The organism is Brevibacterium sp. Z349TD_9 (assembly GCF_056173565.1).
In genome coordinates this window covers 256,158-269,755 of sequence record NZ_CM149680.1, presented here as the reverse complement: position 1 = coordinate 269,755, position 13,598 = coordinate 256,158, and the positions used below count along the sequence as shown (strand labels likewise).

Annotated in this window: 12 protein-coding genes; 4 read left to right on the top strand and 8 right to left on the bottom strand. The window is 68.6% G+C overall.

What is annotated here, in order from left to right; translation table 11 throughout:
- Positions 1-16: 16 nt before the first annotated feature.
- The 3 genes from AC0VYB_RS01190 to AC0VYB_RS01180 all read right to left on the bottom strand — a co-directional run bounded on the left by AC0VYB_RS01190 (position 17) and on the right by AC0VYB_RS01180 (position 3,760).
- Positions 17-1,111, bottom strand: a complete 1,095-nt coding sequence (locus AC0VYB_RS01190; protein WP_180960622.1) for a zinc-binding dehydrogenase — start codon at positions 1,109-1,111, stop codon at positions 17-19.
- Positions 1,112-1,411: 300 nt separating this feature from the next.
- A complete protein-coding gene (locus AC0VYB_RS01185; RefSeq protein ID WP_119296840.1) occupies positions 1,412-2,131 on the bottom strand; it encodes a DUF1345 domain-containing protein in 720 nt (239 codons plus the stop codon).
- 135 nt (positions 2,132-2,266) lie between these two features.
- Positions 2,267-3,760 carry an amidase gene (locus AC0VYB_RS01180; protein WP_119296839.1) on the bottom strand — a complete coding sequence of 498 codons (1,494 nt, stop codon included), beginning with the start codon at positions 3,758-3,760 and terminating at the stop codon, positions 2,267-2,269.
- Between the two features lie 74 nt (positions 3,761-3,834).
- Here AC0VYB_RS01180 and AC0VYB_RS01175 point away from each other — a divergent pair, with 74 nt between their 5' ends.
- Positions 3,835-4,377, top strand: coding sequence for an AAA family ATPase (locus tag AC0VYB_RS01175; protein ID WP_119296838.1), 543 nt, complete (start codon positions 3,835-3,837; stop codon positions 4,375-4,377).
- A 31-nt stretch (positions 4,378-4,408) separates the two neighbouring features.
- Here AC0VYB_RS01175 and AC0VYB_RS01170 read toward each other — a convergent pair whose 3' ends face one another.
- From AC0VYB_RS01170 to AC0VYB_RS01155, 4 genes are all read right to left on the bottom strand, one after another.
- Complete coding sequence (locus tag AC0VYB_RS01170) at positions 4,409-5,605, bottom strand: pyridoxal phosphate-dependent aminotransferase (RefSeq protein ID WP_201671777.1); 1,197 nt, start codon at positions 5,603-5,605, stop codon at positions 4,409-4,411.
- A 142-nt stretch (positions 5,606-5,747) separates the two neighbouring features.
- Positions 5,748-6,107, bottom strand: coding sequence for a cupin domain-containing protein (locus AC0VYB_RS01165; RefSeq protein ID WP_197932244.1), 360 nt, complete (start codon positions 6,105-6,107; stop codon positions 5,748-5,750).
- On the bottom strand, positions 6,104-7,753 hold the full coding sequence (locus AC0VYB_RS01160) for a N,N-dimethylformamidase beta subunit family domain-containing protein (RefSeq protein WP_197932243.1): 1,650 nt from the start codon (positions 7,751-7,753) through the stop codon (positions 6,104-6,106). Before AC0VYB_RS01160 ends, AC0VYB_RS01165 begins: the two co-directional genes overlap by 4 nt.
- Positions 7,753-9,258 (bottom strand): APC family permease, encoded by a 1,506-nt coding sequence (locus AC0VYB_RS01155; protein WP_197932242.1) that lies wholly within the window; start codon positions 9,256-9,258, stop codon positions 7,753-7,755. The genes AC0VYB_RS01160 and AC0VYB_RS01155 overlap by 1 nt, the downstream gene beginning before the upstream one ends.
- Positions 9,259-9,399: 141 nt before the next feature.
- Between AC0VYB_RS01155 and AC0VYB_RS01150 the strand changes: the two genes are divergently transcribed.
- A complete protein-coding gene (locus AC0VYB_RS01150; RefSeq protein WP_197932241.1) occupies positions 9,400-10,074 on the top strand; it encodes a TetR/AcrR family transcriptional regulator in 675 nt (224 codons plus the stop codon).
- A gap of 2 nt (positions 10,075-10,076) precedes the next feature.
- Here the strand turns inward: AC0VYB_RS01150 and AC0VYB_RS01145 are convergent, their stop codons facing one another.
- The gene (locus AC0VYB_RS01145) at positions 10,077-10,508 is read right to left on the bottom strand and encodes a cupin domain-containing protein (protein ID WP_475384935.1); all 432 of its coding nucleotides are present in this window, start codon (positions 10,506-10,508) and stop codon (positions 10,077-10,079) included.
- A gap of 163 nt (positions 10,509-10,671) precedes the next feature.
- On the opposite strand from AC0VYB_RS01145, the gene AC0VYB_RS01140 reads away from it, so the two are divergent.
- Both AC0VYB_RS01140 and AC0VYB_RS01135 read left to right on the top strand, forming a co-directional pair.
- A complete protein-coding gene (locus tag AC0VYB_RS01140) occupies positions 10,672-12,123 on the top strand; it encodes an NAD(P)/FAD-dependent oxidoreductase (protein WP_475384934.1) in 1,452 nt (483 codons plus the stop codon).
- Positions 12,124-12,317: 194 nt separating this feature from the next.
- Positions 12,318-13,487 (top strand): pyridoxal phosphate-dependent aminotransferase, encoded by a 1,170-nt coding sequence (locus AC0VYB_RS01135; RefSeq protein ID WP_435382137.1) that lies wholly within the window; start codon positions 12,318-12,320, stop codon positions 13,485-13,487.
- Positions 13,488-13,598: the final 111 nt, after the last annotated feature.

Genomic DNA, 13,598 nt, shown 5'->3' with positions numbered 1-13,598 from the left:
CAGCGGAGCGGGTCGCTCAGAACCGGGTGATGATCGAGCGGATGACCTCGCCGCTCTTGAGCTTCGCGTAGGCCTCGTCGACCTCGTCGATGGAGATCTCCTGGCTGATGAGATCGTCGAGGTTGAGTCGGCCCTGCATGTAGAGGTCGGCGTACATGGGGATGTCGCGTTTGAGGTTGGTCGAGCCCATCGAGACTCCCTGGACGCTGGCGTGGGAGACGAGCGCCGCGAGTGAGGTGTCGAGGGTGACGGTGGCATCGGGCTTCGCGATCCCGATGAGATAGGCGTGCCCGCCGACCTTGCGCAGGGCGATCGCCTGCTCCTGGGTCGCCGGCAGGCCGATGACCTCGAAGGCGTGGTCGACGCCGCCCCCGGTGATCTCCCGGACGGCTGCGACGGCGTCGACGCTCGCGGAATTGATGACATCGGTGGCGCCGAAGCGTTTCGCCACCTCGAGTTTGTCGTCGATGATGTCGATGGCGATGACCGTGCTCGCTCCGGCGAGCAGGGCTCCGGAGATGACGTTGAGTCCGACTCCGCCGGTGCCGATGACGGCGACGGAGTCACCCACTCGCACCCCGGCGGTGTTGATCGCCGATCCGGCCCCGGTGACGACCGCGCAGCCGAGGATAGCCGCCTGCGGGAAGGGGATGTCGGCACGGACGACCGCGAGCTGGTTCTCGTGGACGAGGGCCTGCTCGGCGAATCCGCCGAGTGCCCATCCCTGCGCCAGCGGCGTTCCGTCCTCGGCGCTCAGCCGGGGAGGGGCGTCAGGGCCGCGCAGCGTCGCCTGCGGGTTCGGGCATTCGTAGGTGCGACCGGACAGGCAGGTGGTGCAGGCGCCGCAGAACTGGATGAGACAGCCGACGACATGGTCGCCGACGGCGATGGTGCTCACCTCCGGGCCGACGGCTGTGACGACGCCGGCGATCTCATGGCCGAAGACTCCCGGAAAGCCGAAACCGTAGCCGCTTTCGACGATGTGGAGGTCGGAGTGGCAGAGCCCTGAGGCTCGGACGTCGATGAGGACTTCGCGGTCGAGGGGGTCGGCGATCGAGATCTCCTTCGTCGTGAAGGGCGATCCGACCTGTTCGGACACTGATGCGCGCATAGCTGCTCCTTTGCAATCCCATGAAGTGGTGTCGACCAGCGGCACAGTCCCGACTGGCCCCGGACACCGGAGAGCGATCACTGCGAAGGAACGACGATCACAGAGAGATCAGTGATCGAACCATCGGCACCCACGTTGAGCGTACGCCCGTTAAGAAACGGTGTCGAGGGGTCGACAGCCACCCGCCACCAGCCTCTTTGCGCTGGTCAGCAGGCTGACCTGCCGATTCTCGAGAGCGGCGGGAAGGCCACCGGAAACCGCCCCGAGTTCGTCCGCCCGACGCCCACGGCGAGGCCCCGCTCACATCGTCACGGAGGAGAGGATCATCGAGACGAGGGTGGCGACGACGATGGAGTTGAAGGCGAAGGCGACGATGACGTTCGTGCGCACGAGCGTCCAGCCGGCCCGGGTGATCGCCTTGCCGGGCAGGGCCGCGGTCATCGTCGAGGAGAGCACGGAGAACGTCAGGTAATCGCCGAACGTTCGGTTCCCGCCCATGTCGAACTCGAGCTGGCGGGCCCCAGCGCTGCCGCCTTCGCGGAGGTCGAGACGCATGTACTCGAGCGCGAACGAGTAGACCATGACCGCCCAGGACGCGACGACGTTGGCCAACCCGAGCACCGCGGCCATGCCGCTGCGGGCCTCGTCGCCGACGGTGATGAGGTAGAGGTTGAGGAGGATCGCGACCGAGGCGGCGATGATCGTCCACGACACCGCTCCCCCGCTGCTCAAGAGGATCGAGATCCACCGGCGTCGGCGCGCGATCGCCCACCGCGAGTGGACGACGAGTTCGGTCTCCGAGAGGTCCTTGAGCCCGGCATGGGTCCACAGGAGGTAGACGAGGGCGTAGACCGGCCAGCCGATGAGGAAGATCTCGATGAGCCTCTGCGTCGCATCCGTGAGCTGGGAGTCATGCGACCCGAGCGGGGTGAGGCCGAACCCGAGGACGACGACTCCCCCGACGACGACGGCGGGCAGGATGCTTACGTTCGAGCGTGCGTCGTCGGAGATTGTGATCATCTGACTGTGGCGGGGTCTCATCGTCGGCATCTCTCCGGCTCGCGCGTCGCTGGTCTCCTTCCCGCTCACCCTAGCCGAGGCCGGCGGACCCTCCCGGGTGCACGGTCGACCCGTGTGCCGGATCGGGCAACCCCGTCACCCCGGCGCGAGCCCGGCCCACGGGCGGAGCAGTTCGACAGCGGCGGCGACGTCGAAGACGCTGCGGTCGGCGAAGGGATGTCCGACGATCTGGACGCCGGTGGGGATGCCGCAGTCGGCCATGCCCGAGGGCACATTGACGATGGGCACCCGGTTGCAGATGTTGAACGGCATCGTCATGTGCGCCTGCCAGTAGTGCTCGAGCCGGGCCCCGGCCCCGGTGCCCTCCCGACCGATGCCGTCGGCGCCGATCCGGATCCCGTCGAGGTAGCTCGCCCCCGCAAGGAGTCCTGCCACCGCCGAGGTGGGGGCGAGCAGAACGTCGAACCCGGCCATCGCGGTGGCGAGTTCGGCCTGGATCTCGGCCTCCATGACGAGCCCGTCGTAGAGGGACCGGCGGGCGGCGACCGCCTCGGCGTCGGCCATGAACCGCCTCGTGTAGTCGGCGAGGGAATCCTCGTTGCCCCGGGTGGCCGCCCTCATCGCGGGGGCGAGGATGGTGCCGAAGTGAGTGAAGGCGGTCTCGAAGATCCGCTCGGCCGTCCACGGCAGTTCGATCTCGGCGACCTCGGCCTCGGCGAAGGCGAGGGCCGAGGCGACGGCTCCGGTGTTGCGGATGATGTCGTCGCCGACGGGGAAGTCCCCGAGCCGCAGGCACACGGCCACGCGCTTGCCCTTGAGGCTCTCGACCACCTCGGCGGGGGTGCGGTCGAATCCGGCGAGGAAATGGGGTGAGTCGATCGACGACGGATCGGTCGAGTCGAGACCGACCATGACCCGGGCGAGGAGTGCGGTGTCGGCGACGGTGCGGGCCATCGGCCCGTCCCCGCGGTACCAGTCGGCCGAAAGCGGGGGCTCGCCGGGAATCCGGCCGTACGGGGCTTTGAACCCGACGGTGCCGGTGAACGCGGCGGGCAGCCTCGTCGATCCGGCGATGTCCGAGGCCGTGGCCAGGGGCCCGAAGCCTGAGGCGAGCGCGGCACCCGACCCGCCGGAGGACCCGCCCGGGGACAGCTCTTGGTTCCACGGGTTTCGGGTCACGCCCCACATCGGCGAGTGCGTGATCGTTGCGCAGCTGAACTCCGGGGTCGTCGACCGGGCGTGGATGTAGCCGCCGGCGTCGCGGATGCGGCGGATGACGGCGGCGTCGCGGTGGGCGACGGCGAAGCGGTTGTGGAGCAGCCCCTGGGTGAGGGTGTGCCCGGCGAGCGCGTGCTTCTCCTTGGCGATGACGGGCAGGCCCGCGAGCGGGCGCATCGCGAGGATCTCGTCGAGTTCGTCCGGCCGGGTCTTGGTGTAGAACCGTTCCGCGTCCCTCGCCGAGGCGGTCGCCTCCGGGAGGACCTCCGTGAGAGCGCCGAGGTCGTCGTCCCTGTCCTCGATGCGCGCGGTGAGCGCCTCGAGGTACTCGACCGGGGAGAGGTCTCTGGTCCGGAAGCGCGCGAGCACCTCGGTCGCCGACAGCGCCCAGAGCTCGGTGGCCGCGCTCATGCGCTCAGACCTGACATCGCACCCTCCTCGGCGTCGCGCAGCCGGGTGACGATGGTGCCGCTACACTGCCGACTATGCACGGTGATGTCATTATTCTCGCCGGTCCGCCCGGCGCTGGGAAGTCGACGACGGCGCGTGCGCTGGCCGCCGAGTTCGCTCTCTCCGTCCACCTGCACACCGACGACTTCTGGCACTTCATCGCTGCGGGATCGATCCCGCCCTATCTGCCGGAAGCGGACCGACAGAATCAGACGGTGATGACCGTCATCGCCTCGGCGGCGGGCATCTACGCCCGGGGCGGGTACACCGTCATCGTCGATGGGATCGTCGGTCCGTGGATGCTCGATCACTTCCGGGGGCTTGCCCGCGAACCGGAGGCGCCGACCATCCACTACTGCCTGCTCCGACCTCGGCGGGAGGTCGCCCTGGCTCGGGCGACGGCCCGCACCGGCCCGGACGACCTCAAGGACGCCGAGCCGATCACGGCGATGTGGGACCAGTTCGCCCACCTCGGCGAGCTCGAGCCCCACGCGATCGACAGCAGCGATCAGACGAGGGAGGAGACGCTGTCCGCCGTCCTCGACGGCATCGGGGCACAGCGGTTCCGCCTGCCCTGAGCCGACGTCCGGTGCCACCGCCTGCCGGCCCTCACCCCGCCTCGACCCACTCCCTCAGCTTCGTCAGGCCCTCGACGATGTCGTCTTCCCCGATGCCCGAGTAGGCGAGGCGGATGTACTTCCGGTCCTCGCCGGGCAGCGGGCGACCGAAGTGCTCGCGAGTGCAGAAGGAGACCCCGGTGGCGTGGAGGGCCTCGGTCGAGAAGTCGGAGAGGGTCGCGATCCCCTTCGCCGCCATCGCCTCGGTGGCGTCGGGGAAGATGTAGAACGTCGACTCGGGGACGGCGACCTCCATGCCGGGGATCGCGTTGATGAGCGTGCATGCGGCATCCCGGCGGGCCCGGAGGACGTCGAGCATCTCCGCGACCCCGCCCTGCGGACCCTGGAGTGCCGAGATCCCCGCCCACTGGACGTAGTGGGTCGTGCACGATTCGTCGTTGGTGTTCATCGTCGAGATCGCCTCGGCGATCTCCTTCGGGGCGACCGCACAGCCGAGCCGCGACCCGGTCATCGCGAACTTCTTCGAAAACGTGTAGAGGATGACGGTGCGCTCGCGCATGCCCGGCAGGGTCGCGATCGACGTCGACTCCCCGCCGTAGCGCATCTCGAAGTACGCCTCGTCGGAGAGCACCCAGAGGTCGTGCTCCTGGGCGATCTGCGCGATCGCCTCCCGCTCCTCGGCCGTCGATTCCGCGGAGATCGGGTTCTGCAGATCGTTGTAGATGATCGCCACGGTCGTCTCGTCGATCGAGTCCCGCAGCCGGTCGAGGTCGATGGCGAACCCGTCCTCGGTCGGCACGTACCCGTAGGGCAGGCCCCTGCCGCCGAGGTATTCGATCTGGGATTCGTAGATCGGGAACCCGGGGTTGGGGTAGAGCACGGACTGGCCGGGGTCCATGACGGCCTGGAGGAACTTCGTGATCACGGGCTTGCCGCCGGTCGTGACGACCACCTCGGCGGGGTCGATGTCGATGCCGCGGCGCGACCCGATGTCCTCGGCGAGCGCTGCCCGCAGTTCGGGGATCCCCGGACCCGGGCAGTACCCGGTCTTCCCGTCCGCGATCGCCCGGTTCATCGCCTCGACGATGTGCGGGGCCATCGGAAAGTCGAGGTCGCCGAGGTGGAACGGATAGACCCGGTTCCCCTGCGCCCTCCAGTCCGCGGCCGCCTGCGCGACACGGAACGCGGTCTCCGTGCCCAGGTCGGACAGTCGCTTGGCAGTCTTCATCGGCGGCTCCTTCGTGTGCCCCCGGCACCGGCGCCGAGGTGGTGGTGCAGCTGGCAGGAGGAGGCGCTCCGCAGAGCGGAGCGCCGACCTACCTCACACGATAATCGACGGCGTCAAGGGCGGCTGTCGAGTCCCGGCCGGCTCACTCGGTGACGCCGATGAAGACCTTCCGGGTCGGTTCGAGCGTGACCCACCGGCCGGAGAAGCCCTGCGGGATGGTGAACGCGTCTCCGGGGCCGTATTCGAAGCGCTGTGTGCCGTCGCTGCTCTCGACGGCGACCCTGCCGGAGACGATGACGCAGAACTCCCGGTAGGGCCACGAGTCGAATTCGACCCAGCCGGGTTCGCCCACCCATCGGCCTGCCACCGTCGACGGGCCGGTCTCGACCTGGAACTCCGTCTCCGACCAGCCCTCCGAGTGCGCGTCGTAGTCGCTCAGCGCCGGGGTGACGGCCCGGTTCGGGTCCTCGGTGAGCATCTGGACGGTGTCCGCTGCGCTCATCGCTGCTCCTTCGTGTTCGTCGCCGGCGCCTGGGCGCCGTCTCGTCCGGCCGCGATGAAGCGGTCGAGGACGTTGCGGGTGATGATCGTGACGAACGGGTCGTTCGCCTCGAGTCCGTAGGGCCAGTCGGTCGTCCCGGCGCAGAACACCTCACCGTCGCCGCGGGTGAAGGTCACGACCATGGACGATCCGTAGCCGGGCCCCTGATGGTGGGGTGGGATGCCGTCGGGGTAGATGCCCGCGTAGAGGTCGGCGAGTTCGGCGGCGGGTGCCCCGATCGGCACCTGCCCTGACCAGCGGTCCTCTCCCCCGGAGACCGCAGGCGCCATGGCGATGATCTCGAGGTCCTCGGGGGCACCGTCGGCACCGGTGGCGTAGGGCAGTCCGTGGCGGAACGTGTAGTCGCAGCCGTCGACTTCGAACGCCGCGATGCACAGTGGTGCCTGGCCGAACACGTCGCCGTAGTAGAGGTCGGTGCCCGTGAGTGCCCAGTGGTTCTCGCGGTAGACGGTGTATCCGCCGCTGCCGCGCGGCACCGCCGAGCCGTAGCGGATGTAGGCACCGCCGAGGCCGGTCAGGCCCATCGTCTCAGCGCCGGGCCGGCCGATCTCGGGGGCATCCCAGGCCGTGGTCAGGCGGGTGGGGTCGGTGGCGCGGATCGGGTCGGCGCTCGGGTCCTTGAAGCAGGTCTGCACACCGGTGTCGAGGTCGAGGCGGACCTGCCACACGTAGTTGCCGCCGAAGCGGGCGAGGTGCCCGCCGGCGTCGACGTAGGCGTCGAGGGTATCGCGCATCTCCCACGACCAGTACTCGTCGTGGCCGACGATGACGACGACTGGCGCCCCGTCGAGGCAGTCGGGTTCGCCGTGGAGTTCGTTCTGGGTGAGGTGGCCGACCCGGTAGCCCTGCTCCTCGGCCCAGATCGTGAACGGGCGTTCGTAGTTCGCCCACCCGGCGTCGTTGTGGTGGCGGGAGTACCCGCGTTGCCACGCCCACTCATACGTCGGGTGCCGCGGCTCCCACCCGATCGGGAGGCTGAGATCGGTGTGCGCGTTGCGCGGGGCCCCGACCGGTTTGCGCAGCATCCCGCGGGCGATGGGCCTGTGCATCGACGAGTACGGCGAGGGGATGTCGTTGCGGTCGCCGTCGGGCAGGCCCCGGTAGTGGTTGCCGCCGCCCCAGTCGTTGTAGGCGAGCATCGTCGAGGTGGCGTGGACGAGGAGGATGTCGACGTCGGCGGGGTCGTCGGGACGGACGATGAAGAACGACTCCTGCTCGATCTCCCGCCCGTGGTCGTCGTGGGTGCGGAAGACGACGAGGTGGTACCCGGGAGTGAAGTCCTCACCGAGGTCGATCGTCAGGCAGCTCGACCACCCGCAGCCGGTCGCGTACGCATCGGCGGGGGTCTCCTGCCGCGTGCCCGGCACACCGGTCGCCGTGAAGACGGTCTCGGGTCGGGCGCCTTCGCGGATGATCTCGACGTCGAAGGTCTCAGCGGTCGTGTGCACCCGGAGGTCGACCTGCTCTCCCTGCCGGTAGGCGAAGCGGTCGGTGTACCCCCAGAGTTCGGTGGTCTCCGGGTACTCTCCGGGGCGTTCGACGAGGCCTCTCGGGGTCGACCAGGCGTAGTCGGTGCGAGTGTTCATCATCCTTCTCTCTCTGTGCTGCGGTGATGGTCGGGGGTCGGGTTCTCGGGTCGGGGGTCGGGGCGATCGGCGGCGTCGATAGTCTCGGCACCGAGGGTGGCCAGCGTCGCCCGTCCGGGGTGGACCCTCCGTGCCCGGAGGAGGCCGTAGGCTCCGGCGAGGACGAGCGGGGCGATGACGCACGCGTTGCCCGCGGGACCGAGGCCGGTGAGCGCCCCCATCTGCGCGATGAGGAGGACGAGGGCGACGGTGACGAGGACGGCGGAGAGCGCGGGTGCGATCGCCGTCGTCCACCGAGTCTCTCTGCGGCGGTTGCGACGGAAGTAGCTGACGACCGAAATCGAGGTGAGGATCTGGAGAACGAGGACGGCGATGATCGTCGGAGTGTTCGTCCACGTGACGATCTGCGTATACGGATCGGCACCGACGGCTGCGAAGATGACGAGCGCGATGAGGACGAGGCCGGCTTGGACGAAGTTCGCCGTGAGCGGGCTGCCCGAGGTCGCCAGCCGGGAGAGTCCTCCCGGCAGCAGTCCGCCGCGGGCGAGGTTGACGAGGTAGCGGGCGGACGTGTTCTGCAGGGCGATGACGCCGGCGATGAAGCTCGTGACGACGAGGATGAGCATGACGGCTGTCGCCGCGGGGCCGACGAATTCGTCATTGAGGGTGAAGACGAGTTCGGACGGGTCGCCTGCGAGGAGGGCGGTGACGCGCGACTGCCCGGCGGCCTGGAGGATCACCCACGCGCCGAAGGTGTAGCCGACGAGCAGGATCGCGACGGCGAGGTAGGTCGCTCGCGGGATCGTGCGGTTCGGGGCCCGCGTCTCGGTGCGGTAGACCGTGGTCTGCTCGAAGCCGACGAAGGCGGTGAAGGTGAGGACGAAGACTCCCGGCAGCGCCGCGCTCACCCACTTCTCAGGAGCGAAGGCGGCCAAGCTCAGCCCTTCGTACCCGCCCTGGATGAGGACGGCGACGGCGAAGACGGCGAGGATCGCGCATTCGGCGACGAGGAGCACGGCCACGGTGGCCGCCCCCACCCCTACCCGTCGGAGTCCGAGGGTGAGGACGAGGACGGTGATGACGACGGCGATCGGCAGCCAGTGGAGACGGATTCCGGTGAGGGTCTCGATCGTGAAGGAGGCGAAGACCGACGCCGAGGCGGTGAAGCCGATCTGTCCGCCGAGGTAGCCGACGTAGGCGATCATGCCCGCCAGCGATCCGGTGCGGGCGCCGAGACCGGCGGCGATGTAGGTGAGGAACGCGCCGCCGCCGGGGACGTGGCGGGCGATCGTCGTGTAGCCGACGGCGAAGAGGAGGTAGACGAGCCCGGGGTAGAGGAATCCGAGGACGATCGCATCCCCGCCGGCGAGCATGCCGAGGGGAACGAAGCCGGCGAGGATCGTCAGCGGTGCGGCTGCCGCGAGGACGAAGAAGACGAGCCCCGGGGTGCCGATGCCCCGTCGGCTCGAGGGACTGGTTGTCTCGGTGGGCGCAGAGGGTGCCACATTGCATCCCTTCGTAGGAGGTGACGCCGAGGCGGTCGCAACCGGAGCGACCGCCGCTCGGATTAATCTATCAGTCGATAGATTAATGTGTAACCTATCATCCGATAGGCTGTTTGTGAATCATTTTTTCGGGAGGCGATGATGGCGAGGCCGCGCAGTGTCGACGTCAATGGCGACACGAGGGAGCGGATCCTCTCCGAGGCCGCCCGACTGTTCTCCGAGCTGGGATACCAAGGTGCGAGCACTCGGGCGATCACCGAGGCGGTGGGGATCAAGCAGCCGTCCCTGTTCCACTACTTCGCCGGCAAAGAGGCGATCGGCCAGGAGCTCATCGACCGGCGGGTGACGATGTCACCCCTGCTCAGCGACCGCTTCGACCACACCCCGGACGACCCTGCCCTCGATCTGTTCCGCCTCATCCGCGACGAGACGGCGCTCGAGCTGACGATGTCGCTCGACACGAGGTGGCTCTTCCGGCTCCCTCCTGCGACCGCGGAGCTCTTCCCCCGATGGGAGACCGCCGTCGAGGTGGCGCGCGCGACGACTGCGGCCGTCATCGGCCGCGGCATCGAGTCAGGCGATTTCACCGCCGAGCATCCCCGTGCCGTCCTCGAGATCTTCGATGCCGTGGCGAACGAGTCGATGTTCTGGTCCCACGACGATCACGGTGTCCCGCCGGATACGATCGCCGAGGTGCTGCTGCGTCTCGTCATCACCGACGCGAGCACGATCGCCGCCGTCGTCGAGCGGGCGAAGGAGTCGGCACCGGCTCTCGGGGCGCCGTCCAACGTCGCACCATCCGACGAGCCCGGGTGACCTCAGTCCTCGCTTGGGGCGATGAAGAGCTTCCGCAGCGGAGCGTCGTCGATGTACCAGCGGGTCTTCATCCCGTCTTCGAGGCGGACGAGACTGCCGGGTGAGAGCTCGACGGGCCCGCGCGCGGGGTCGTCGAACTCGATGCGTCCGGTTCCGGCGATGACGAGGAAGGCTTCGTCGCCTTCGATGTCGCGCATCGCGCCGGTGCTCATCTCCAACAGCCCGTAGTCGACTCCGCCGATGGTGCCGAGCTCGGCGAAGGCCGTCGTCGTCCCCTTGTCCGGATCTTCTGACGTCGAGTCGCTGGCTCCACCCGTCGCCTCTCCGCCCGTCGCAGCCGCGTTCTCGGCAGCCGGGTCGAGGCGCTGCCAGTCCTCGATGGGCTCGTGCTCGAGAGGCAGGGTGCGGGTGTCGATCGGCTCCATTGCGCTCATGGCCACAGTGTAGCCACACGATCACGGATTCCGGGGACAACCTCGGCGATTTCATATGCCAATACACGTACGGACAACCATTTACATCGTCAATGGGCATGGGATAGAACTGGATTCGTACGGTCGCAGACAGCGCCGTACCCCTGCGACTAGGAGATGTCCTGTGAGCTACCTCAACGGTGAGGCCTCGTTCTGGTTGGCCCAGTCCCCGGCCGAGCCCATCGATTCCCCTCTGCCGACGACCAAGCAGGACCTCGTCATCGTCGGCGGGGGCATGACCGGGCTGTGGTCGGCGTACTGCGCCCGGCAGGCGCACCCGGACTGGTCGATCACGGTCATCGAGGCGCGCACCGTCGGCTACGGCGCTTCGGGACGCAACGGCGGGTGGCTCTCGACGCTCATGCCCGGCAATCGCGCCCGCTTCGCCGAGGCGGTCGACCGCGCTGTCGCCACCGACGCGCACGGCCCGGTCGGGTCGGCGGGGGTCTCCGGCCTCGAGTCCGTCCGGGCGTTCCAGTCGGCGCTCTTCGACTCGATCGACGAGGTCCTCGAGACGCTCGAAACTGAGGGCATCGACGCGCAGCAGGTCCGCGGCGGGCACATCGACATCGCACAGTCCGAGGCGGGGATGGCCCGGGTGCGCGAGCTCGTCGACGCCAACCGCGAGTACGGCTACGGGCCGGATGACATGGAGGTCCTCGATGCCGAGCAGACGCGGGCGCGGATCAACGTCGACAACGCCCACGGCAGCGTCTTCGTCCCGGCCACCGCGCGCATCGATCCGGCGCTCCTCGTCGAGGGGCTCGCCCGCGTGCTCCGGGATCAGGGCGTGACGATCTGCGGGGGCACGAAGGCCGGGCACGTCGGCACAGGCACCGTCGTCACCGATCGCGGACCGGTGCACGGGGAGACGATCTTCGTGTGCCTCGAGGGGTATTCGGACACGGTGTCGGGGAGGCTGCCGGGGCTCGAGGGGCGGCAGGTCATCCCCGTGTTCTCGTCGATGATCGCGACCGCTCCCCTGCCGGCCGCGGCGTGGGAGGAGATCGGCTGGGAAGGCCGGGAGTGCCTCGGCGATGCCGCGCACACGTTCATCTACGCCCAACGCACGGCCGATGATCGGATCGCGCTCGGCGGCCGGGGTGCGCCGTACGCGTTCAACTCGGGTCTGCCCGGTGATGGGAGGGTCCCCGCCGAGGTGGTCGACCTCCTCCGCACGCGCCTGTCCTCGCTCTTCCCGAGCCTCGACTTCGAGGTCGCCCACGCGTGGCGCGGCGCACTCGGAGTGACGAGGGACTGGTGTGCCGGCATCTTCTTCGATCCCAGCCAGCGTATCGGCGTGGCGCGCGGGTATGCCGGGCACGGGGTGACGGCGACGCATCTGGCGGCGAAGACCCTGCTCGATCGGGCAGGCGGGACTCCGACTCCCCTGACCGCGCTGCCGTGGAACGACCACGTCTCCGGCCAGTGGGAACCGGAGCCGATCCGCTGGCTCGGCATCCGGTCGATGTACCGGATCTTCAACCTCGCCGATGAGTGGGAGCGCGTCACGGGAGCGACGAAGACGAGCCTGCTCGCCCGCTTCGGGGCAAAGTTGGCGGGGTTGGCGGAGTAGGTCGCGCCGGGCACGCGCGCCTCCCGTCGCCGACTCATGACTCGAGGACGCTCAGTGTCGATTCCGGTCGCAGAAATCGACACTGAGCGTCCTGGAATCGCACAGCGCCGGACGTCCGCGCCCGCTAGCGCCCCATCTGACACACTCGAGATGTCCTCACGACTCTCGAGACACCCCGACGAAGGAGCGCATCCGTGACCGACCCGTACCGGCGCATCTCCCCGATGGCGCAGACCTACCCTGCCTCGGACATCCGGAAGATGTTCAACCTCGCGCTCGACTTTCCCGAGGCCGTCAAGCTCACGGTCGGCGAACCGGACTTTTCCACACCCGAGCACATCAAGGCCGCAGGCATCCGCGCGATCGAGGACGACGCGACGAAGTATGTCGCCAACGCGGGGCTGCCCGGACTGCGGGAGGCGATCGCCGGGAAGTACTCCACGCGGTGGAATCGCGAGATCGGCATCGACAATGTCATGGTCACCTTCGGGGCGATGGAAGCGCTCACTCTCTCCCTCGACACGACGGTCTCCCCGGGTCAGGAGGTCATCATCGCCGACCCCTGCTTCCCGAACTATCTCGGGCAGATCCACCGCCTCGGCGCCGTTGCCGTTCCGGTGCCCGTGCGGGAGGAGTCGGGGTTCAAGGTCCGTGCCGACGACGTCCGGGCCGCGGTGACCGACAAGACGGCGGCGATCATCCTCAATAGTCCCTCGAATCCGCTCGGGTCGATCATCGATCGCGAGGACCTTGAGCTGATCGCCGATCTCGCCGACGAGTTCGGATTCACGATCATCTCCGACGAGGTCTATGACGAGATCGTCTTCGACGACTCGACGTTCACCTCCATCGCCGAGGTGCGACCCGGGTTCGATCGGTTCCTCGTCGTCGGCAGCTTCTCGAAGACCTATGCGATGACGGGCTGGCGGTGCGGCTTCGTCATCGCCCCGGCCGAGTTCATCCCGCCGATGCCTCTGCTCCAGGAGGGTCTGACGTCGAGCCTGCCCGGGTTCGTCCAGGAGGCGGCGATCGCCGCGATCACGGGCCCTCAGTCGGTCGTCGGGGAGATGGTGCAGTCCTACGCCGAACGCCGCGACCTCATCGTCGAGCGGCTCAACGCCATCGACGGGATCAGCGTACTCCGCCCCGAGGCGACGTTCTATGCGTTCGCGAACGTCAAGGACTGGGGAATGACGTCATGGGAGGTCGCAACCCAGTTGCTCGAGAAGCACGATCTCGCGACGATCCCCGGTTCCGCGTTCGGCCCTGAGGGTGAGGGGTATCTGCGCCTGACCTTCGCGGTGTCCCCGGAGACGATCATCGAGGCGTGCCGCCGGCTGGAGGCATTCGCCGCGACCCGCTAACCCCGAGCCGGTGAGCGCACCCCGCTGAGCCTGACCCGCTGAACGCTGTCCGCTGGGTCCGTCCGCCGGACATCGTCCGGACACAGCAGAGGCGGGTACAGCACGATCGTG